Source organism: Listeria farberi, assembly GCF_014229295.1.
GTDB lineage: Bacteria > Bacillota > Bacilli > Lactobacillales > Listeriaceae > Listeria > Listeria farberi.
In genome coordinates, this window is the sequence record NZ_JAARZL010000004.1 from 205,683 (window position 1) to 227,634 (window position 21,952).

The 21,952-nt window shown below is 36.2% G+C and carries 16 protein-coding genes, 1 tRNA gene and 1 pseudogene; 14 read left to right on the plus strand and 4 right to left on the minus strand.

Annotated features, from left to right (window positions below):
* The first annotated feature begins 91 nt into the window (after positions 1–91).
* The 8 genes and pseudogenes from HCB38_RS12020 to HCB38_RS12055 all read left to right on the plus strand — a co-directional run bounded on the left by HCB38_RS12020 (position 92) and on the right by HCB38_RS12055 (position 7,658).
* A pseudogene (locus HCB38_RS12020) lies at positions 92–1,536 on the plus strand (aminotransferase-like domain-containing protein).
* Between the two features lie 179 nt (positions 1,537–1,715).
* Positions 1,716–3,722 carry a BglG family transcription antiterminator gene (locus HCB38_RS12025; RefSeq protein ID WP_185618229.1) on the plus strand — a complete coding sequence of 669 codons (2,007 nt, stop codon included), beginning with the start codon at positions 1,716–1,718 and terminating at the stop codon, positions 3,720–3,722.
* 7 nt (positions 3,723–3,729) lie between these two features.
* Positions 3,730–4,197, plus strand: coding sequence for a PTS sugar transporter subunit IIA (locus HCB38_RS12030; protein ID WP_185319271.1), 468 nt, complete (start codon positions 3,730–3,732; stop codon positions 4,195–4,197).
* A gap of 5 nt (positions 4,198–4,202) precedes the next feature.
* The gene (locus tag HCB38_RS12035) at positions 4,203–4,478 is read left to right on the plus strand and encodes a PTS sugar transporter subunit IIB (RefSeq protein ID WP_003722354.1); all 276 of its coding nucleotides are present in this window, start codon (positions 4,203–4,205) and stop codon (positions 4,476–4,478) included.
* Positions 4,479–4,505: 27 nt separating this feature from the next.
* A complete protein-coding gene (locus HCB38_RS12040; RefSeq protein WP_185319270.1) occupies positions 4,506–5,855 on the plus strand; it encodes a PTS galactitol transporter subunit IIC in 1,350 nt (449 codons plus the stop codon).
* 17 nt (positions 5,856–5,872) lie between these two features.
* Entirely contained in the window at positions 5,873–6,805 is a 933-nt protein-coding gene (locus HCB38_RS12045) for a 1-phosphofructokinase (protein ID WP_185319269.1), read from the plus strand.
* A 1-nt stretch (position 6,806) separates the two neighbouring features.
* Entirely contained in the window at positions 6,807–7,457 is a 651-nt protein-coding gene (locus tag HCB38_RS12050) for a class II aldolase/adducin family protein (RefSeq protein WP_003724521.1), read from the plus strand.
* Positions 7,458–7,460: 3 nt separating this feature from the next.
* Positions 7,461–7,658, plus strand: coding sequence for a hypothetical protein (locus HCB38_RS12055; protein ID WP_185319267.1), 198 nt, complete (start codon positions 7,461–7,463; stop codon positions 7,656–7,658).
* 44 nt (positions 7,659–7,702) lie between these two features.
* Here HCB38_RS12055 and betL read toward each other — a convergent pair whose 3' ends face one another.
* The 3 genes from betL to HCB38_RS12070 form a co-directional block, all read right to left on the minus strand.
* Positions 7,703–9,226, minus strand: coding sequence for a BCCT family glycine betaine transporter BetL (gene betL, locus HCB38_RS12060; RefSeq protein ID WP_185319266.1), 1,524 nt, complete (start codon positions 9,224–9,226; stop codon positions 7,703–7,705).
* A 179-nt stretch (positions 9,227–9,405) separates the two neighbouring features.
* Positions 9,406–10,776, minus strand: coding sequence for an argininosuccinate lyase (gene argH, locus HCB38_RS12065; protein ID WP_185638655.1), 1,371 nt, complete (start codon positions 10,774–10,776; stop codon positions 9,406–9,408).
* Positions 10,777–10,779: 3 nt separating this feature from the next.
* Positions 10,780–11,994 (minus strand): argininosuccinate synthase, encoded by a 1,215-nt coding sequence (locus HCB38_RS12070; protein WP_185319264.1) that lies wholly within the window; start codon positions 11,992–11,994, stop codon positions 10,780–10,782.
* Positions 11,995–12,209: 215 nt separating this feature from the next.
* Between HCB38_RS12070 and HCB38_RS12075 the strand changes: the two genes are divergently transcribed.
* The 6 genes from HCB38_RS12075 (at position 12,210) to HCB38_RS12100 (ending at position 21,562) form a co-directional block, all read left to right on the plus strand.
* Positions 12,210–13,253, plus strand: a complete 1,044-nt coding sequence (locus tag HCB38_RS12075) for an alpha/beta hydrolase (protein WP_185319263.1) — start codon at positions 12,210–12,212, stop codon at positions 13,251–13,253.
* Between the two features lie 110 nt (positions 13,254–13,363).
* On the plus strand, positions 13,364–13,948 hold the full coding sequence (fepR, locus tag HCB38_RS12080) for an efflux pump transcriptional regulator FepR (protein WP_185319451.1): 585 nt from the start codon (positions 13,364–13,366) through the stop codon (positions 13,946–13,948).
* Positions 13,949–13,962: 14 nt separating this feature from the next.
* On the plus strand, positions 13,963–15,294 hold the full coding sequence (fepA, locus tag HCB38_RS12085; protein WP_185319262.1) for a multidrug efflux MATE transporter FepA: 1,332 nt from the start codon (positions 13,963–13,965) through the stop codon (positions 15,292–15,294).
* Between the two features lie 575 nt (positions 15,295–15,869).
* Complete coding sequence (locus tag HCB38_RS12090) at positions 15,870–17,150, plus strand: helix-turn-helix domain-containing protein (RefSeq protein WP_185319261.1); 1,281 nt, start codon at positions 15,870–15,872, stop codon at positions 17,148–17,150.
* A gap of 94 nt (positions 17,151–17,244) precedes the next feature.
* Positions 17,245–18,936 (plus strand): LPXTG cell wall anchor domain-containing protein, encoded by a 1,692-nt coding sequence (locus HCB38_RS12095; RefSeq protein ID WP_185638657.1) that lies wholly within the window; start codon positions 17,245–17,247, stop codon positions 18,934–18,936.
* 526 nt (positions 18,937–19,462) lie between these two features.
* The gene (locus HCB38_RS12100; RefSeq protein WP_185319259.1) at positions 19,463–21,562 is read left to right on the plus strand and encodes a WG repeat-containing protein; all 2,100 of its coding nucleotides are present in this window, start codon (positions 19,463–19,465) and stop codon (positions 21,560–21,562) included.
* Between the two features lie 213 nt (positions 21,563–21,775).
* On the opposite strand, the gene HCB38_RS12105 is transcribed toward HCB38_RS12100, so the two are convergent.
* Positions 21,776–21,859: transfer RNA gene (locus HCB38_RS12105), tRNA-Leu, on the minus strand.
* Positions 21,860–21,952: the final 93 nt, after the last annotated feature.

The following is a 21,952-nucleotide window of genomic DNA, read 5'->3' on the forward strand; positions in this document are numbered from 1 at the left end:
TACCTGATTATTATGATAAGCTAAAAGCCATTTCGTAAAAACAGCCAATTGGATGTTGTTTTCTCCATCCAATTAAAAAGGGGTGTAGTAGATGTGGAAACTTACTGGGAATTCTAATTTACCGATTTATTTACAAATTGTTGATTTAATAGAAACTAAAATTATGAACGGCGAACTTTTACCAGAAGAAAAATTACCTCCAGAAAGACAGCTGGCGGAATTTTTTGGTGTGAATCGCTCGACAGTGGTTCGGGCGCTTGATGAGCTTACTGCCCGGGCTGTTATCGTCCGGAAGCAAGGTAGTGGAACAATAGTAAATGCGGAAAAGTGGGGGCTTTTTGCGGGGCAGTCAACGAATTGGCGCCACTATTTAACGCAAGGTGGTTTTACGCCAGCTGTTCCTTATATTAGGCAAACAGGTGTGATGGAACGCGCGGATTCGGAACAAGTGATTGATGCTTCGACAGGGGAACTTCCACTTGAAATGACTCCTAAAATGGAAACACCAAGCCTTTCGTGGCAGTCTTTTATTGCCGAAGAACAACTAGAAGACGAAGCAGGCTACAGACCGCTACGTGAAACTGTTCAAAAGCAAATGCACGATGCCTATGGTCTAAATGCACGCCCGGAACAAATTTTTATTACATCAGGAGCGCAGCAAGCACTCTTTTTAATTACACAATGTTTATTAAAACCAGGTGATGCCGTGGCGATCGAGTCGCCGTCTTACTTTTATTCGCTATCGCTATTTCAATCTGCGGGCTTGCGGATTTTTGCCTTGCCAATGGACGATGATGGTGTGATTATTTCTGAATTACGCGATTTATATCATAAGCATCGAGTGAAAATGGTTTTTGTTAATCCGACATTTCAAAATCCAACGGGACTTGTAATGAGTTTAAAACGGCGCAAGGAACTCGTGAAAGTTTGCGCTCATTTGCAAATTCCGATTGTAGAGGATGATCCGTTTTCAGAACTGGCAGCACTTGATAGTGAAATTCCAGTTCCTTTAAAACAACTAGATTCAGATAATGTTTTATATATTGGTTCGCTTTCTAAAATAATGGGGTCAACTACACGGATTGGGTGGCTAATTGGCCCGACAGCAGTGATTGAACGGCTAGCTCTCGCAAGGCAGGAGATGGATTTTGGACTAAGTATTTTCCCGCAAGTATTAGCTAATAGCGTCTTAAATACGGCTGGATATAAAGAGCATTTAAAGCAATTACATCAAGTTTTAGCAGTGCGTAGAGATCATTTGATAGCGGCTCTAGAGGAAATTTTACCAAACGAACTAGCATTCATCCGTCCAAAAGGAGGATTTCATTTGTGGGTGAAATTACCAGTAGAATTTCGCTCCATTCGTGATTTTGATATTTTTTTAGCGAATGATTTACTAGTGATGCCTGGATTTTTATTCGGGGTAAAAGAGACGGTTATTCGCGTAACTTATGCCCGACTTGAGAAAGACGATTCAAGGCAAGTAGCCAATATAATAAAGCAAATATTAATAGAAAAAAGTGCGATGAAGCTTGATTGAAGGCTGATTCGCACTTTTTCATATTCCCCTTGAAAACCTTCTCATCTATAATAGAAAGTAACCCTAAAATATCATTCATCACAATAAATCTTTCTGCCAAAAGAGAAGTTGTGATGAATCATCATTTTTATGTAAGGGTTATCATTTACTATTAATATAAGGGAGGGAAAAGTAGATGGAACAGAATTGTAAAGAATTAATTACTTATCTGCTCTTGAATCGGCAAGTGAATCTTAGAAATGTTTCCAAGAATTTTAAAGTATCCAAAGAAGCAATTAGCGCACAGATTACACAAATAAACCATCTACTAAAGTCAGAACCAATTTTGATTGACCATGACATGATTTTTGTTACAGATGTATGTAGGGAAGCTTGTTACCGGCTTTTGACAGCAGAAGAACAACAGTTATTTTCGTTTTATGAGGTAAATATTCGTCGCAAACTCATCATGATTAAGTTATTGCTACATAATCATTATATGTCACTCGGTGCACTGGCAGAATATGTTTATGTAAGTAAAAATACCATGCTTACAGATGTGAAAAGTATCAAAGAAAGTCTGCATGAGTTTGAAATTCAGCTCGATTATTCAAGAAAAGATGGCTATGCGGTTTCTGGTTCAGAATTTCTGATTCGTAATTTACTAGCAGAACTCATTCGTGAAGTCGTTCAGACCCCCTACGGAAAATTTGTACTTGATGAAAAGAAGCTGATTACTGTAAGCGAAGTCTTTTTACTAAAGAAACGGCTGGAAAAAGTCGAAAGTAAGCTCCAAATTACCTTTACCGATGAGCAAATGGAAGAATTGCCCTATATTCTCCACGGCATCATCAAGCGAGCAAAAGTAACAAATAAAAACTGGACATTTAAAATTGAAATGTATGACATCAAAAATACCCGTGAGTTCCCGATAATGAAAGAAATGTTTTGGGGTTATGACTTTTTAAGTGAAAATGATTTGCTTTACTTATCGCTACAAGTACTTGCTTCGAACTTAGTGGAGTCGGCGCTTCATTTCTCAGACAGTGAAGAAATCGCCTATGCAGTTGATGAGTTCATCGGTTTACTTGAAATGTATTTTGCGACAGAAATCATGAAGAAAAATGAATTTAAAGAAAAAGTGATTTTACATGTCAGACCAGCAATTTACCGAACGATTTTAGGATTTCAAATCAATAACCCACTTAAAAAACAGTTTATTAAAGAGTATACCTCCACTTTCAACATTGTAGAAAAAGCCTCCAAACCTTTTGAAAAATTGGTGGGCCATAGGTGGTCAGAAGAGGAAATTGTGTATCTTTCTATGATAGTTCTTGGGTGGATGTATCAAATTGAGGAAACGGAACAGCCGATTTTCCGTGCAGTTGTCCTTTGTAAAAGTGGTACATCCATCTCCAAACTACTCTTAGAAAACTTGAAAATGATGTTTCCAAATATTGATTTTCAAGGGGCTTATGCGGTGCGACAATTAAATTCAGTGGCACGTGATATTGATTTTGTTTTTACAACCGTACCCGTTCAAAGCAGTGCGACCATTTTTGTTATCCCGTCGATTTTAAGTAAAGATAGTAGGCAAATCCTCAGAGAACAAGTCGATAAAGCTATTGAAATGGACAGTCATAAAAAAACCAAAGAATTGCTCGCTATGCTAAAAGATGAAATTCCTGAAGAAAATATTCGATTAGTGCAAGCCAAAGTAGAATCTTTTTTCAATAAAAAAGAGCAGCAGGTGGAGAAAAAAGAGCCCGAACAAATGCGAATTACGGAAGAGCAGGTTCACTTTTTAGAAACGTCACTTGGGTGGGAGCAGCTAGTTTCAGCGGCGTTTGCACCGATGTTAGAACGAGGAACGGTGGATACTTGTTACATTCATACTTGTGAAGAGATATTCTATCAAAATTATAAGCAGATGATGATTGGCCCGAATATTTATTTGCCCCACGCAAAACCGGCGAACGGGGTAATTGAGCAAGATATTCAGTTGATGATAATGAAAGCGGACACAAAAACCCCTGCGAATGAAGCAATTAAAATCATGATTGCTCTAGCACCATCCGAACAAAATAAACATATACCCTTATTACTAAAATTGAACGAAATTTTCTTGCGGCCTGAGAGATTAGCGGAACTTCTCGCTTCTACGAACAAAAAGAAAATCGTTGAAATCCTTGAAAGGGGGTGAGCATCACGTGGATTACCATGATTTGTTTCAAAAAGAGTTAACCCTGATAAATTCAAGTTATGAGAGTCAGGCAGAACTTTTTGAATACACGAGCAAGATATTAGAGAAAGAGCAGTATGTAGAGGCGACTTTTAGAGAAGCGGTGACAAGCCGAGAAGAAGTTTTTCCTACTGGACTCGAGATGAATGGCATCAAAATCGCAATTCCTCATACCGATACGATTTATGTCAAACGACCTTTTGTACTTGTTAACAAGCTTTCTACACCGATTCCTTTTATTCAAATGGGGACAACAGAGAAGTGGATTGATGTCGAAGTTATTTTCATGTTAGGTATTAAAAATCCCAAAGATCAAGTTCCACTGCTTTCAAGCATCATGGAAAAATTTATGGAAGCAGACTTTGTGGAACAAATAAAGGAAATAAATGATAGCAACGCATTATGTGATTTTCTAAAAAAACAATTTGGAGAGTGATTAGAGTGAAAAAAGTTATCGTAGCATGTGGATCAGGTGTAGCAACAAGTCAAACAGTGGCATCTAAAGTAGAACGCATTTTAAAAGAAAAAGGTGTTCGCGCAACAGTAGAAGCAGTTGATATTAAGTCTTTAGAACAACATATTAAGACAAGTGATGTATACGTGGCAATTACAAAAGCGAACAAGGAATTTGATATTCCAACATTAAATGGTATTGCGTTCTTAACTGGTATGGGCATGGACGAAGAAACAGAAAAATTACTTAACGCCTTAAAATAAATAACACAAAATAGGGAGCGTGAAAAAATGGAGTCATTACAATCAGTTATACAGTTTATTTTGAACCTTGGAGCTGCCGTTTTTGTTCCAGCACTGATGATTATTATTGGGCTAATTGTACGAATGAAAGTAAGAGATGCAGTAAGTGCGGGGATTATTCTAGGGGTAGCTTTCCTTGGAATGAATATTGTTATTGGCTTTATGATTGAAGCTTTAACACCAGCTGCACAAGGACTGGCAGAAAGAACAGGGATTAATTTAAGCATTTTAGATGGTGGATGGACATCGATGGCAACACTTGCTTGGGCTTGGCCATTTGCTTTCTTGATGTTCCCGCTACAACTAGGTATTAACGCGATTATGCTAATTATCAATAAAACCAAAACCTTGAATGTCGATTTATGGAACGTTTGGGGCAAAATTTTAACAGCGGTACTTATTATCGGAGTAACTCAAAATGTTTACTTGGCATTTATTGTTGCCGGAATTCAAATTGTTACAGAACTAATTTTATGTGATGCAAACCAACGTCAAATTCAAGAGTTAAATGGAATTCCAGGTGTAACAGTTTCCCACGGCATGATGATTTTCTGTATTTTCTTAATGCCGCTTGACTGGTTACTTAAAAAAATTCCAGCTCTTCGTAAAGATATGGATGCCAACGCGTTAAAAGATAAAATTGGTATTTTTGCAGAAAACCATGTAATGGGCTTTATTATCGGTGGACTTTTAGGGATTGCAGCAGGATACGATGTAGCAAAAACGCTTATGTTAGCCATGCAAGCAGCAGCTGCATTAACCCTTTTCCCAATGGTTGCAAAACTATTTATGCAAGCTCTTTCACCACTATCTGATGGTATTTCTGAGTTTATGAAACGTAAATTTAAAAATCGTGAATTGTTTATTGGCTTAGATTGGCCTATTTTAGCAGGATGTAGTGAAGTGTGGGTAGCAATCGTTCTTATGGTCCCAGTTACACTTATTTTTGCGCTTATTTTACCAGGAAATGGTGTATTACCTTTCGCAGGGATTTTAAATATTTCCTTGTGTGCACCAGCGCTTATTGTAACAGGCGGAAACTTGATTCGCATGATTATTCTTGGAACGATTACAACACCAATTTTCTTATATGTATCTACGTTCTTCGCTGGAACGATTACAGATTTAGCACATTCAACAGGCGCAATTTCGCTAAAAGCTGGACAACAAATTACATGGAGTACGCTGGAATATCCAGTGTTCCGTTATATTTTTGCAGAAGCAAGTCAGTTCACTATTTTAGGCTTTATTTTTGTCGCAATTTGGGTATTATTACTAGTATTTTATGTGAAAATGATGAAAAAACGAACAATTGAACTAGAAAAAGCTAGCTCTTGAGAAATAGGAGTGATGAGATGATTTACACAATAACATTAAATCCAGCTATTGACCGGTTGCTTTTCATTCAAGGAGAGTTAGAAAAAAGGAAGACTAATCGAGTCAAAAAAACAGCATATGATTGCGGGGGAAAGGGACTTCATGTTTCAGGTGTGCTATCGAAATTCGGTATTAAAAATGAAGCACTTGGAATTGCGGGATCAGACAATCTCGACAAACTATATGCCATTCTAAAAGAAAAACATATTAACCATGATCTCCTTGTAGAAGCTGGAACTTCGACAAGAGAATGCTTCGTCGTCTTAAGTGATGACACGTTTGGCAGCACGATGATACCAGAAGCAGGTTTTACCGTAAGTCAGACCAACAAAGTGAACCTTTTGAAACAAATCGCTAAAAAAGTTAAAAAAGAGGACATGGTGGTGATTGCTGGATCCCCGCCTCCTCATTATACATTATCTGATTTTAAAGAACTACTAAGAACTGTCAAAGCAACTGGCGCGTTTCTAGGATGTGATAATTCCGGTGAATATTTAAATCTAGCTGTCGAAATGGGCGTCGATTTCATTAAACCAAATGAAGATGAAGTTATCGCCATTTTAGATGAAAAGACAAGTTCACTAGAAGAAAATGTCCGCAAATTAGCTGAAAAAATCCCCTATCTTGTTGTTTCGCTTGGAGCAAAAGGATCCATTTGCGCACATAACGGCAAATTGTATCAAGTTATTCCACCAAAAGTGCAGGAACGCAATGATACTGGGGCGGGCGATGTGTTTGTCGGGGCATTTATTGCGGGACTTGCGATGAATATGCCGATTACAGAAACACTAAAAGTTGCGACAGGTTGCTCAGCTAGTAAAGTCATGCAACAAGATAGTTCAAGCTTTGATTTAGAAGCTGCTGGAAAACTCAAGAATCAAGTAAGTATTATACAATTGGAGGAGAGATAATATGTTATATCAAAAAGAACGTGAAGATTTAGCCAAAATAGTAAAGACTATGTTTGACCGCTTTGAAACGAATGCGGCTGGAGGAAATGTTAGTGTGCGTATGAATAGCGAGCACATTATTATGACGCCAACGCTTATGAGTCAAGCAAAACTTTGCGATCTTTCCCCGTATGAAATCCTTGTAGTGGATAACAACAATGAAGTAGTAGAAGGAGACGGAAGAGTAACTAGAGAAATCAACTTACACCGTGCTTGCTATGTAGAAAATCCAAAAATCGGTTGTGTTCTTCATGCTCATCCAAAAGAATCAATGTTGTTTGCAACACTTGGTATGGAACTTCCGAATTTAACGGAAGCAACGCAAAAAATTGGTCAAATCCCAACCCTTGAATTTGCTCCAGCAACTAGTCCAGAACTTGCAGAAATCGTACGGAAACACGTTATCGAGTTAGGGGATAAAGCTGTTCCAAGTGCAAGCTTATTAAATAAGCATGGTATTGTCGTACTAGATACATCACTCCATAAAGCTTATGACATGCTAGAACGTATTGAATATAATGCCTATATTGCGGAAAAAGCATTAGTGTTTGATGCTTTGGGTATAAAAAAATTAGCTCATGACCGCGAACTAAATTATAATTTGGAGGAGTAACTAATGGAAAAATTCCTTTTTAATGCAACGTTATTTGCCAGTGCTTTATTACTAATGGTAGGGATATTTAAAAGTTCTATTCCAATCACCGCCATTTCACTCGTGTTAGCAGTTGTTTCGCAACATTTCTTTCGGAAAAAATATCCTAAACAAACTCGTAGTTATCGCGAAATAATCGCGGCAAAGCAGAAAAAAGGATGAAAAAAGGGATGAAAATCTACAATTAGATTTTCATCCCTTTTTTATTACAATTGTGAACGTTGTGATTTTTTTGGTCGAACATATAACCCAAGTTTTTCTTGTTCCCTCGTCAACGAAACAAATAAGGAAACAATCATCAAGATAATGACAATGGAAAACGGAAAGGCCGCTATAATTGATGCATTTTGAAGTGCTGTCAGTCCGCCCGCATAGAGCAGTACGCTTGCTATACCAGCTTGTAGTAAGCCCCATGTTACTTTGACGGAGTTTGGTGGATTTAAAGAACCGCCAGTTGTTTGCATCCCGAGAACAAATGTGGCCGAGTCTGCTGAAGTAATAAAGAAGACTGCAATTAAAATCATCGCAACAATCGATAACACCATGCCAGCTGGGAATTCATTAAATACCCCAAATAGTACTTGTTCAGTTGCTAAACTTGAAAGCTCAGAATTTCCATGTTGTTCGACAAAAATCGCCGAGCCACCAAATACGGCAAACCAAAACACACTGACTAAAGCGGGCAACACGATGACACCGAGTAAGAATTGACGAATCGTTCTACCGCGTGAAATTCGAGCGATGAAAATCCCGACAAATGGTGACCAAGAAAGCCACCAAGCCCAGTAAAAAATAGTCCAGGAGTCAATCCATTTTCTGGCATCAGGCGCATCAGGTGCCGTCTGGAAACTCATTTGGATGATATTTTGTAAATAGTCTCCAAATGAATTGGTGAAATTATTCATAATGAAAAGCGTAGGTCCGAGAATAAGGGTTAAAACTAATAAAACACCAGCAACATAAATATTTACATTACTTAAAAGCTGAATACCTTTATCAAGTCCGGACATGGCCGACAACATAAATAAAATAGTGACGATAACAATAATCGTAAATTGAACTGTAAAATTGTTTGGAACGCCAAACAAGTATGTAAGGCCCCCATTAATTTGTTGTGCGCCAAGGCCGAGTGTAGTTGCAACTCCAATTACCGTCGCAAAAACAGCAATGATATCAATCAATTGCCCAATCGGACCTTTAGCATGTTTGCCTAAAATGGGGTATAGTGTGGCGCTTATTAAGCCAGGTGCATTTTTCCGGAATTTGAAGTAAGCCAGTGCTAAAGCGACAATCGCGTAAATTGACCAAGCGGAAATGCCCCAGTGGAAGAATGAATAGCGAAGCGCATCTTTCATAGCTGCTTGCGTGCCAACTTCGCCGCCGGGAGCTTGGACAGCATAATGAGATAACGGCTCAGCTGCACCCCAGAAAACGAGCCCAATTCCCATTCCAGCACTAAATAACATCGCAAACCAAGACTTATTACTATATCCCGGTTCTTCACCAGGTTTTCCGAGTCTGATTGAGCCAATCGGACTTAAGACTAAAAACAAGCAGAAGATAATAATAATCGCTACAACAATTAAATAGTACCAACCAAAATTACTTGTTAGAAATTTTTGGATATTGGTTGTAAAAGTCTCAAATTGTTTTGGCAAAAAAGCCCCAAATAAAACGGCTAATAAAACGAGAAGACCCGATCCCCAAAAGACACTTGTTAATTTTTTCAATACATCACTTCCCTTTATTTTCTCTGTATGTATTTCCCCAAGTTAGCACAAAGGTAACATTCTTATTAATAGTAACAAAAAAAGTACTACCCTGACAAATCTTGTAAGGTGTGAAAAAGAGCGATAAAAAAGAGAATACAATAAAAAAACTGGAATGCCAAGCAGCATTCCAGTGGGATTTACAATGTTTTTTTTGCATTAGTAAGCGCCACTCTAATTTGATCAAACCCAGTTCCACCGTAAGAATTTCTTTTTTTAACAGCCGTTTTAGAAGAAAGAACATCATAAATATCTTCTTCAATAAGTGAATTTATTTCCTTATAGTGGTTAAGTGAGATGTCTTGCAAATAAATCCCTTTTTGGGTACAAGCAAGCACCAATTTTCCAACGATTTCATGTGCTTCTCTAAATGGAACGCTCTTTTTCGCCAAATAATCTGCTAACTCGGTCGCATTGGAAAAATCTTTTTGCGTCGATTCTTCCATTATTTCTGTGTTGATCTTCATCGTTTCAATCATTCCTGCGAAAATATCTAAGCTTGTTTGAACCGTCTCAAGCGTATCAAACATGCCTTCCTTATCTTCTTGCAAGTCTTTATTGTAAGCGAGTGGGAGACCTTTTAAAACCGTTAGCATGCCGAACAGGTTTCCGTAAACTCGGCCAGTTTTCCCGCGGATTAACTCAGCCATATCTGGGTTTTTCTTTTGCGGCATAATCGAACTTCCTGTCGAAAACGCATCTGTTAACTCGACAAATTGAAACTCATGACTCGTCCAAAGTATCAGTTCCTCACAAAAACGCGATAAATGCATCATTAAGATAGAACTGTTACTAAGAAACTCAATAATAAAATCACGATCACTCACGCCGTCCAAACTATTTTCATACACAGCAGAAAAGCCAAGTAATTTTGCGCTATAAGCCCGGTCTATCGGGAAAGTCGTTCCAGCAAGTGCAGCGGAACCGAGCGGCGAAATATCAATCCGCTTAACGCTCTCCTCTAAACGCTCTAAGTCTCGCGTAAACATACCGAAATAGGCTAATAAATGATGGGCAAAGGACAGAGGCTGGGCATGTTGCAAGTGCGTGTAGCCAGGCATAATTGTTTCAACGTGCAACTCTGCTTTTTGAACAAGCACTACGCGTAAATGTTTTAATGACTGAATAATTTCCGCTACGGCTTGTTTTAAATATAAATGCATATCTGTTGCAACTTGATCATTCCGACTGCGCGCCGTATGAAGTTTTCCAGCGACTGGGCCGATTTCCTCGTGCAATAGTTTTTCGATATTTAAATGAATATCTTCGTTAACCGTGCTGAATTCGAGCTCACCAAGCGCTAATTTTTCTTGGAGAATTTTTAACCCGGCCGTAATTTCAGCTGCTTCTGAAGCAGGAATAATCCCGCATTTGCTGAGCATGGCGACATGCGCTAAACTACCCGCCAAGTCTTCTTTTGCCATTTGTTGATCAAAAGAAATAGATGCTCCAAAATCATCAATCCATTTATCACTTTTCTCTTGAAAACGTCCACCCCATAGTTTTTCCATTTTTTACACCTCAGTTGTTATGGTCACTTTTGAATTAACTTCTGCGCTCACTTTCGTTGGTAATCCCCAAAGCTTGATGAAGCCAACTGCTGCATCTTGGTCGAATGTATCGGAAGACGTATAGGTTGCTAAGTTTTCATCGTAAAGCGAATTTGGTGATTTTCTTCCTTCCACAATGGCATGACCTTTAAATAATTTAACACGGATGGTGCCGTTCACGAATTTTTGCGTGGATTTTAAGAAGGCAACTAATGCTTCTGTTAAAGGCGAGAACCATAAGCCATTGTAAATTGTTTCGCTGATTTTTTGTTCAATAATAGGTTTGAAATGTGCTACTTCACGAACAAAAGTTAAATCTTCTAGTTCTTTATGTGCAGTGATTAAAGTGACAGCAGCCGGACATTCGTATACTTCACGTGATTTAATACCTACTAAACGATTTTCGATATGATCGATTCTGCCAATACCATGTTTGCCAGCAATTTCATTTAATGTAAGGATTAAATTTGCTAGACTCATATTTTCACCATTAAGAGAAATAGGAATCCCAGCATCAAAGGTGATTTCAACGATATCTGCTGTATTGGGTGCGTCTTCTAAACTCACTGTTAAGTCGTAAGCTGCTTCTGGTGGTGTGGTCCATGGGTTTTCAAGAACCCCACATTCATTACTTCTACCCCAAAGGTTTTGGTCAATCGAGAAGGGGTTATCTAAATCAATTGGAACAGGAATGTTATGTTCTTTGGCATAATTGATTTCTTCTTCTCTAGACCATTTCCAGTCCCGGACAGGAGAGATGACTTTTAAATCAGGAGCAAGTGCATGAATCGCTACTTCAAACCGGACTTGGTCATTTCCTTTACCAGTACAACCATGAGCAATAGCAGAAGCGCCTTCTTGACGAGCTACTTCTACTAATTTTTTCGCAATTAATGGACGGCTTAAAGCAGAAATAAGCGGATATTTTCCTTCATAATAAGCATGGGCTTGAAGTGCAATCAACGCAAAATCCTCTGCAAATTCTTCTTTCGCATCAATTGTATAGGATTCGCTTGCTCCAACAGTAATAGCTTTCTCCTTAATGAAATCCAAATTTTTTCCTTCACCAACGTCTAAACAACATGCGATAACCTCATAACCTGATTCTACTAACCACTGAATTGCAACAGAAGTATCTAACCCACCTGAGTAAGCTAATACAATTTTTTCCTTTGCCATTGTATTCATCCTCCTATTCATAAATATACAGATATTTGTATTTATATTAACACTGATGCTTTTGGATATCAAACTTTTTATTTCAGTTTATTCATAATTATGCTTAAAAATACATTTTCAAATAAAAATAATCATTTCAAATAGTAATAAATTGGTTCCTGTTCGTAAAACTGCTATACTTGTTATTGAAGTTATATTGAAGGAGTTGAGCGAATGTGAAAAATACAATAAAATGGATTGCTATCGGTTTTGCCGGGATCATTCTACTTCCATTATTAATCGTTTTCTTTATTTACAAAAAAGCAGTTGGGAAAAAAGAATATAATCCCGAGGTACTTGAAAATTTAGATGAGGCTTCTCAGGAATATGTGAAAAACACTTCACCATTATCTGACGTAGATTCACGATATAAATATATGAGATTAGCAACAAAAGCATTACCTTCAGCAAAAGATATCGAAATTGGTGATGTGGAAAATAAAAAAATTGATGGCCCAGCTGGCAAAATTCCGATTCGGATTTATACACCACAAGAAGAGGGACCTTTCGAAATTATCGTTTACTATCATGGTGGCGGATTTATTTTAGGCGGACTACAAACACATGACGCGATTGCAAGAAAACTGGTACAAACTACTGGTGCGCGTGTTGTAACGGTTGATTACCGACTCGCTCCAGAAAATCCTTTCCCAGCGGCAGTGGAAGATGCTTATGCGGCACTACTTTGGGTACAAAATCACCGTACTAGCCTACGAGCTAAATCCTCCGATATTATTGTGGCAGGGGATAGTGTAGGTGGTAACTTAGCAACTGTAGTTACGCAGATTGCTAAATCCAAAGGAAAACCAAATATCACTGCTCAAATTTTACTTTATCCAGCAACGGATATTTTCAGTCGTGATGCGTCTGTTCTTTATCCGTCAATGGATGAATTTGCAGAAGGCTACGTGCTTACGAAAGAATCATTAGATAAATTCTTTAAATTATATATTGCGAATGCAAGTGATCGTAAATACGATCCACTCGTTGCACCAATCCGTAGCAAAGATTTAGTCGGACTTCCAAAAACATTTATTGCGACTGCTGAATTTGATCCACTTAGAGATCAAGGGGAAGCATATGCGAAGAAATTAAAAGACGCTGGCGTAGAAGTATTTGCCAAACGCTTTGAAAAAGTGCCACATGGCTTTATGACAACTAATTCAGAAGCGACCGATGAGACATACGAATTGATTAGCGAGTTTTTAGAAGAAAAATAAATCCGTGAATCCACTCTTTTAGTAGAGTGGATTTTTTTATTGACAAAGAATTTTTTTCATGAGAAAATGACTTACGAACGGTCGTCAGTTTTTCTAGGAGGAGTGGAATGATGAGAAAAGAAGAAATCAAACAAGCTGCACTGACACTTTTTGCTAATAATGGTTTTGAAGGAACATCGCTTGCTGATATTGCGGGAGTGGTGGGGCTGAAGAAACAATCCATCTATTCTCATTTTAAAGATAAAGATGATTTGTTTTTATCTATTATGAAGGATGCGAAATCTACGGAAATTGATTATTATCGGGCAAAACTCCTAGATAGCGATTTATCTAGACCAGATTTAGTTTTATCTAGTTTACTTTTTGGTGTGAAGGAATTATACGATACCGATGAGGCGTATCAATTTTGGCTACGGTATGGGTTTTATCCACCGAAGCATTTGTATGATATTGTTCAAGCAGATATTACCGAGAACCTGCTACAAATGGAACAAGATTTTACCACTTTATTTAGCAATTGGATGGAGCAAAAGTTAATACCGATGCAAGATGTGGAAACGATGAAAGAAGCGTATATGGGAATCCTCGATGCCGTCATCGTTGACATTGTGTACGTGAATGACCCGGAAAGAACGGAAAAGAAAATCACAGCTTTATGGCAAATTTTCTGGAGAGGAATTACGCTAAAAGCTTAATTTAGAGGTGTAACATGGCAAAGAATATAGAAATATTAGAGACAGATTCAGTTAAAAAGATTTATTTTAGATATTTAATTCCTTCCTTAGTAGGAATGTTGTTAATGTCTTTAAATATTGTGATTGATGGAATTTTTGTTGGGCATAAGCTCGGCGGAGTAGCACTGGCTGGGATAAACATTGCCGTGCCTGTATTTACGATTTTTACAGCTATTTCGATTTGGATTGGGATTGGTGCCGCGACTCAATTTTCCTTTGCAATTGGGGAGAAAAATGTTGCCAGAGCACAAACAATTTTTACGAACGCGATTTTAGCAGTTATTTCCATTACGCTCGTTATTGCCATACTTGCTTTTATTTTTAAAGTACCACTAGCTTATTTTTTAGGTGCGAATGATGAAACGATTGGTTACGTACTTGAGTATATGAATATATTGCTTATTTTTGGATTTGCACTTACGCTTGAAAATATTTTAAGTATTTTTGTCCGTAACGATGGTGATCCGAATTTATCCATGGTTGCTCTAATTGTTACGGCAATAAGTAATGTTATTTTGAATTATTTATTTTTATTCGTATTTGAATGGGGCGTTACGGGTTCTGCGCTTGCTACGATGATTGCAATTATTATCGGTGTGTTGATTCTAATTACACATTTCTTTAAAAAATCTAGTCGCTTGAAATTTGTAAAAGTTGATTGGAATAAAGCTTTTTTCAAAAAAACGCTAGGCATTGGGTTGCCAAGTTTTTTAGCAGAAGTTGGCGTGTCGGTATTTACATTAGGCTATAATATTTCTATCGCAGCTATTGCTGGAACTGCAGGCGTTGCGGCTTTCTCTGTTTTAAATTATACCCATAGTGTAATTTTAATGTTATTCCTTGGTATGGGTTCAGCGATTCAACCACTTATTAGTTATTACCGAGGGGCAAGGGCAAGAGAGAAGGAACTTGAAACATTGAAAATTGCAATCGTAGTAGCATTTAGTACAGGAGTTGCCTTTTTATTAGTTGGATTATTTGGTTCTAACTTGCTCGTTTCGATGTTCGGAAACTTTAGTGCAGAAATTAGAGAACTTGCAAGTAACGGAATTAAGTTATTCTATTCAGCCTACTTATTTATGGGCTTTAACTTTGTTATGATGACATATTTCCAAACTTCCGATAAAGTCAAAATGGCAACATGGATTACGATTTCACGAGAAATTATTTTTATGGTGATTTTCTTGCTTATTTTACCACCAATCATTGGCATCCCAGGTGTTTGGTTAGCAATTCCGATTTCGGAAATGATTGTAGCGGTTTCGATTGTATTTTATATGAAGAAGAAGCATATATTATTTAAATAGTTAAAAGCGAAGGGCATTGTACCTTCGCTTTTTTGGATAAACTAAAGTGAAATAAGCTTTAAAAGCACCATTTTTTTCGTTGTTTCCTTTTTTTAATTTTACAAGATTTGAATGTTAAAATGATATTCTACACGTTTTATGTAGGTTAAAACCTTTCAAGTGGGAATGAATAGGTTAATTGATTTATGCTAAAAGAATATAGAGGCAAAACTTTTTCTAGCCTCTATATTTATTTTTTAAGTAAATATTTAAAAAAATTAGTATAAAATATGACGAATTAGTGAAGATTTGTATGGATTTTCCAATGAAAAAACAGCAAATAAACTCACATAAGTACAATGAGTTTTATTTTAAAATGAAAAAACAAAAAATCATAATACGCTTAAACACGCTCTAGGAGTAAGGAGTAATTTATAAACAAAATTATAGTTGGGAAAAAATTCTGTAAGTAATACAGTTTTTTTGTGTTGTGTAAGATTATTTTTAAGTTCAAAATAACCTACAATATGTAGTTGTTTTTCATAAATAAATGTTTATAATTAAAATGAAAATATCTATATTATGGCGGTGGCATCATGAATTTAATTGGTTTACGAATTAGGAATATTCGTAAAGAGAAATCTCTAACTTTAAAAGATCTAGCACAAGGAATTGTTTCGATTCCATATCTTGCAAATATTGAAAACGGAGTTAAACTAGCATCCATGGAAACATTAATGCATATAGCACGACGACTAGAAGTGCCTGAAGAAGTATTATTAGTTAATGAAGAAGAAACAAACATGGAAGTCCTACAAGAACTTCAATTGATTTTTGAACTATTAGTTTTTTCAAAAACAGAAGATATAGAAACTAAGTTAAATAAAATAGCTAGTAAAGTAGATTTAGTTCAGGAATCTCCGGCTGTTGAGCTTGCCTTTTACTGTCTAAAAGCTAGCTACTATTATAAAATATGGGAGTTTTCAAAAGCTGAAGAAATTGAAGTAAGATATTTAAATAATAACGAAAAACGTGCTGAATGCAACTTTCCAATTTATTTATTAACATATTATTATTATTGCCAGTCATTAAAACATGCATTTGTTACTTGCGACTATAAACTTGTAGAAAACTACTGGAAAAAATGTATAGAAATAACAGATTCTCCATCTTTTCAGGTTGTTTTTCACATTAATATTTGTATTAATTATATTTGTCAAAACTTGTATGAGCCAGCTTTAAGCCATGTAGAAGCTGCCAGTGATTTATTAAATACTATCCCAGATGCAAGCTTTGAACTAAAAGGATCTTTGCTTTATTTTTATGGTTATATTTATTTTCAAATTGGGTTCTTAACAGAAGCAAAAAAACATTTCAACCAAGCTGTGGAATTTTACTCATTATATCCTGAATTAACAAGTAAATTCTATTTTGTTATTCGTTTTAAACTTGCAGAAATTGAAAAAATAGAAGGAAATGAAACACAATTTGATGAAAATATTATTTTGATTTACGATGAAATAATTGCCTTTGAAAATAGAGGGATTGACTTTGCCAATAATGACTTTTTAGTTATAACAGAATTAATGGTTATTTTTGCAGAAAAAGGTTGGCTAGAAGAGGCGACAGAGCTGATGCGGATTATGAGTAAAGTAACTGAGCGGGTGATGGAATTAGATTATTTTATTGAATACACCGAAACGCTACTTTTATATCATGAAAAGGAGCAAGCTAGCTACGAAAAAAATATGATAGATTTGCTTAAAAAAATTGAAGAATCCAATGATCCGGTATTAATTGAACGAGTGAAAAAGCACGCAAGCAAACACTTCGCTAAATCAACTAAATATAAAATGGCATATGATATTTTGTCTTAAACATGAAACAGCTGGTTTAACATACTAGCTGTTTTCTTTTACTTTATTGGGGGTACTATAAGGTACTATGTTCAGAAAAAAGGGAGGAAAAAATATGCAACAAAAAATAATAGCTAGTTTCTTTATTTTATTTATAGTATTTATTATTGGAAGTGCTACTGAAAAAGTGCAGGCTTATCCAACATCTTTAAATGGCTGGCAATTAAAATGGGCTATTAAAAATAATGATTTTGAAAATGTTGATATTGCCAACTATGGACAAAATGCTGGCACACCAAATGTTTGGATGGTTAACCAAGATGGTGTAGAGGCCTGGAGTACAACAAATCCTACTGGAAACATTGAAGTATGGCAAAACGGCAATGGATATAATGTGCCTGCTTTTTCTGGAAATAACTTTATTGAATTAAATTCAGATGGTATTGGACCAGTTTATCAGGATATTCGGACCATTCCAGGTTCGAATTTAACATGGAAATTTTCGCATCGAGGTCGTAATGGAATGGACACAGCTGATTTGCTTATTGGCTCACCGGAAAGTCAAACGGAGGTAACAAGAGTTTCTGATGGGGAAACGTGGGGAAGTTTTGAAGGAAATTACACAGTGCCTGCTGGACAAACTATCACAAGACTAACTTTTAATCCAATATCGACAGCAGATGGAACCCTTACTAATGGGAATTTTTTAGATGATGTTCAATTATATATTAATGTAAATGGTGCAAAAATTGGCGATATTGTATGGTATGACTTTAATGGGGATGGTATACAGCAAGATAGTGAAGAACCTGCTCCTGGTGTAAAAGTGGACTTATTAACTGAAGAGGGTGTGTTAAAAGAAAGCACAATAACAAATAATATTGGTTCTTATTTATTCACAGATATCCTGCCAGGGAATTACCAAGTGAGATTCAACCTACCAAACAATAGTTATATTTTTTCTAAAGCAAATCAAGGTACAGACACTTCTATTAATTCCAAACCAGATAAAACAGGAATTACAAAAGTAAATGTTCCAACTTTAAGAAGTGAGAATTTTGATATTGATGCAGGACTTACAACTAATGGAAAAGTAGAAATTCAAAAATTTTCTGGTAATAAAGCGCTTAGTGGAGCAGTGTATACAATTAAAGATGAATCTGGACTCGAAGTAGCGAAAATAACAACTGATAAAAATGGTATTGGAACCGCCACAGGATTACCACCTGGAAAGTATACAGTCACTGAGTTAACTGCCCCTACTGGGTATCAGATAAATACCACCCCGAAAAGTTTTACAATTACTTACGGCGACACAAAACCAGCCAAACTCATTTTTCAAAACACAGAAAAAACAGGAGCAATTAAAATTTTTAAACAAGATGAAACAACGAAAACAGGACTTGCAAAGGCAGTTTTCAACATTAAGACAACAGCCGGAACGATGTTAAAAAATGTAACTACCAACAGTAGTGGTTTTGCACTTGTAGAAAACTTGTTACCGGGAACTTATGTGATAACGGAAAAAATAGCACCGCCCGGTTATGAAAAATCAGCTAAAGAAATTCATGTAACGATACCGTTTAACCCCCAAGAGACTATCGATGTGACTTTTAATGATAAAAAAATAAAAGTAACACCAAAGCCAACTCCCGAAAATAGAAATACAACATCAGTAAAAGTAACCGACAAAGCGACAGATATCTCCGCTTTACCACAAACTGGTGATAGTTCAGACTTCACAATGATTGTTATAGGAGTATTTACCACCATAGCTAGTGGATTATTTATTTATAGAAGAAATTAAAAAGATATAAAACTTCTCTAGACCCCAAATAGAGAAGTTTTTTTCATGTTTTAGGTAAAAAGCTCTCCTTTTTTTTCCAAAGTCAATTGGCCATGTTCATCAACTTCATGACTACTACTTGATTTCGTACTTCTTGTCGGTGCTTAGAAAGCCATATATAGCACTTCATTGCTATATTATCTAAAGTAATTTCTTGCTTTGGCCTCTTTTTTCTGTAGTACTCTGTTTATGACAAAATTATGACGATTTTAAGTTGTACACTAAAAAAACCCCTTTTTTAATGATTTATTTTAGTAATTTGCCTTTTTTTAACATGGTATAGTGAAAATGTTAAATTTGTTGAAGGGAGGATTTAATTGTTCGAACAGAAGAATTATCTATATATCAGAAGGTTATATTCAGTTTAATAAACCAGCAGCATCTAAATGATAATCAAAAGTATTAGGTAGCTATAATAGAATAATTTGAAGCACAAAGTTTTACTGAAAAATAGTATTAAATACTTTGGTAAAGGAGACATCATGAAATGAATAAATTAGCTAATATACCTCATGAAACTTGCGTAGAAGGAAATAATGGTTTTTTCTTCTTAGAACGCACTATAGAAGATACAACATTATGGGCTATTTTTAAAGAAGACGGGACACAAATTACACCATTTATTTATAATGAACTAAGACCTTATGACTTTGGATACGCGGTTGGAGAGATTGATAAAAAGTTCATTAAATCAAAATGTTATATAAGTGAACACGAAGAACCAGCTGTTGGGGATGCTCTGATTTATAATGAAAAAGATGCTTACAGGAGTCAAGTGGAATGTTTTATTGATGAACAAGGTAGTGTTTTAAATAATTCTTATTATAAAAATATACTACCTATTACTCTCGATGGATATCGAGTATTTGAAATAGAATATAATTTAGGACGGGCTGGAGTTGACCTTCGAGCTGGTTTTTTAAGACCAGATGGTGTTTTGATAACGCCTCAATTTAATCGAATTGAATATAACTATGCTGAAAATAGAAAGAAACATGTGCTTGTTTCAGAAGGCGTTATTCGAGCAAATTCCTTAGAGATAGTCCCACGTGAAGAATACGGGACATATGTAAATTGTTATGGGTTAATTGATACAGATGGGAATTGGATTTCACAGCCCAAATATCATCATTTAACTGAATTTAAAAATGGAATTGCCAAGTTTTATCAAAATTATAAAGAGAGTGGCTATTTTTTTGATTGGGGCTATATTGATGGTAAAGGTACGGAATATACCGCTATTTATGCTGATGGTAAAGTGCAAATGCGAGATTCAGAAGGAACACTTGGTCCAGTTGAAAAACCTGGGGATATTATAGACATCTATGATCCAATACGATTTTTATTTGAGAATGGCTTATATGGTTATATTAACTCAGATGGGAACGTCATTGTGGAGCCACATTACGAGGGTGCTGTATATAGTTTTTGGAATGGTTTAGCATTTGTGAAAAAAGATGGTTTATGGGGCTTTATTAATGAAGAAGGTACACCTGTTACGGATTTTATGTTTGACCATGCTGGATTTATATCTCCTGGTTATGCGCAAGGATTAATCGGTGAAGAGATGTACTTGATTGGTGTACAGGGAATTATTGCGAAAAAGAAAAAAGGGTATTTTGGCTATCGCAAAAAATTAACCAATCATAAAACAAAAGAAACGCGATATTCTTGTGGCTTTTTTCCACAAATGGCGTTTGATAAAATGTATTTTTATGACAGTGTAGAATGGGTGTTTATAGATGAATTTGATTATCAGATTCAAGATAAAAGACCAACATTCAATTCACAATTCCCAGCTATTCATGAATATACACATCGTGCTGACTTCTTAATTCATCACGAACCAAGTGATACCTATTATTTTAAAACAGGTAATAAATATGGCGTAGATATTCAAGGGAATACAGTTTTGATTGCTGACTTAAAAGAAGTGATTGAAGATATTCCAGAGGCTAAGGCTAATAAAATTTATACGAACTTACAAGAAATTTATCATGGGAAAGCAATACCCGCGCTTTGGAAAGAACTATTAGCTAAAGGCTGGACATGGAAAATGCCAACTCGTGGTAATGCGGACTCACCATTTAGTAAAGGTGTGATTGTCTGGAATACGAATAAAGAAGATGTCGAAGATTTTTTAGGCTTTTTTGGTGGGGAGTATGAAGTTCTTTCTAAAAAGTTATTGTACTTAGCTAATGCAGATGGCACTGGGGCACAATATTATTATTTCATTGTTGATGAAGATCAACCAGTAGAAAATAATCCGATAGTCTTCATTGGTACAGAAGGTGAACTCGATCTTGTTTGTAGTAATTTAAATGAATTCTTACAACTCCTATCGGTGGATGCAGTACCGTGGGGAACACAGCCTGATGATGAAGAGTTGTTGTGTTACTTCAAAGATGTGGACGATGAGGCATCGTCTTATATAGAATACTATGTGGAGTGGCTCATAACGAAAAATATAACACCGATCGTTGTGAGCAAAGATACAGCAGAATATGGTAAAGCGATTATTGAAAAGGCAAATAAGATGTTTGGAGCACCTTGGAAGGCTTTTTTAGAAACAATTATAGTTGATTAGAACCGAGAATTTTCCCGAAATATAGAGAGCATCCAAACTATAGACAAAGTGAGGACTCATTTTGTCTATAGTCTGTTTTTGCTTTATAACAATAGTAAGGCTTCATAAAATATAGAAAAAACGAAACTCCTCAAATGCTCTAAACAATGAGAAGTTCCGTTTTTCTAGATTCTAAATTTCAGGATTAGATTCTAACCTAGGAATTTTGTTTGATGCGGCCGAGAGGACTTGAACCTCCACGGGTTTTACCCCACTAGGCCCTCAACCTAGCGCGTCTGCCGATTCCGCCACGACCGCGTATTACCAACGTTTCACACTACCCCTATATAAAGAGACGCGCATTAGTATTATACCTAGCGCGCCTAGTATATGTCAAGAGTACGCCAATAC

What these genes read in the sequence shown, in the direction of transcription:
- HCB38_RS12025 (WP_185618229.1), top strand. Translation starts at nt 1,716, where the DNA reads ATGGAACAGAATTGTAAAGAATTAATTACTTATCTGCTCTTGAATCGG.
- HCB38_RS12040 (WP_185319270.1), top strand. Translation starts at nt 4,506, where the DNA reads ATGGAGTCATTACAATCAGTTATACAGTTTATTTTGAACCTTGGAGCT.
- HCB38_RS12045 (WP_185319269.1), top strand. Translation starts at nt 5,873, where the DNA reads ATGATTTACACAATAACATTAAATCCAGCTATTGACCGGTTGCTTTTC.
- HCB38_RS12050 (WP_003724521.1), top strand. Translation starts at nt 6,807, where the DNA reads ATGTTATATCAAAAAGAACGTGAAGATTTAGCCAAAATAGTAAAGACT.
- HCB38_RS12055 (WP_185319267.1), top strand. Translation starts at nt 7,461, where the DNA reads ATGGAAAAATTCCTTTTTAATGCAACGTTATTTGCCAGTGCTTTATTA.
- argH (WP_185638655.1), bottom strand. Translation starts at nt 10,776, where the DNA reads ATGGAAAAACTATGGGGTGGACGTTTTCAAGAGAAAAGTGATAAATGG.
- HCB38_RS12070 (WP_185319264.1), bottom strand. Translation starts at nt 11,994, where the DNA reads ATGGCAAAGGAAAAAATTGTATTAGCTTACTCAGGTGGGTTAGATACT.
- fepR (WP_185319451.1), top strand. Translation starts at nt 13,364, where the DNA reads ATGAGAAAAGAAGAAATCAAACAAGCTGCACTGACACTTTTTGCTAAT.
- fepA (WP_185319262.1), top strand. Translation starts at nt 13,963, where the DNA reads ATGGCAAAGAATATAGAAATATTAGAGACAGATTCAGTTAAAAAGATT.
- HCB38_RS12090 (WP_185319261.1), top strand. Translation starts at nt 15,870, where the DNA reads ATGAATTTAATTGGTTTACGAATTAGGAATATTCGTAAAGAGAAATCT.
- HCB38_RS12095 (WP_185638657.1), top strand. Translation starts at nt 17,245, where the DNA reads ATGCAACAAAAAATAATAGCTAGTTTCTTTATTTTATTTATAGTATTT.
- HCB38_RS12100 (WP_185319259.1), top strand. Translation starts at nt 19,463, where the DNA reads ATGAATAAATTAGCTAATATACCTCATGAAACTTGCGTAGAAGGAAAT.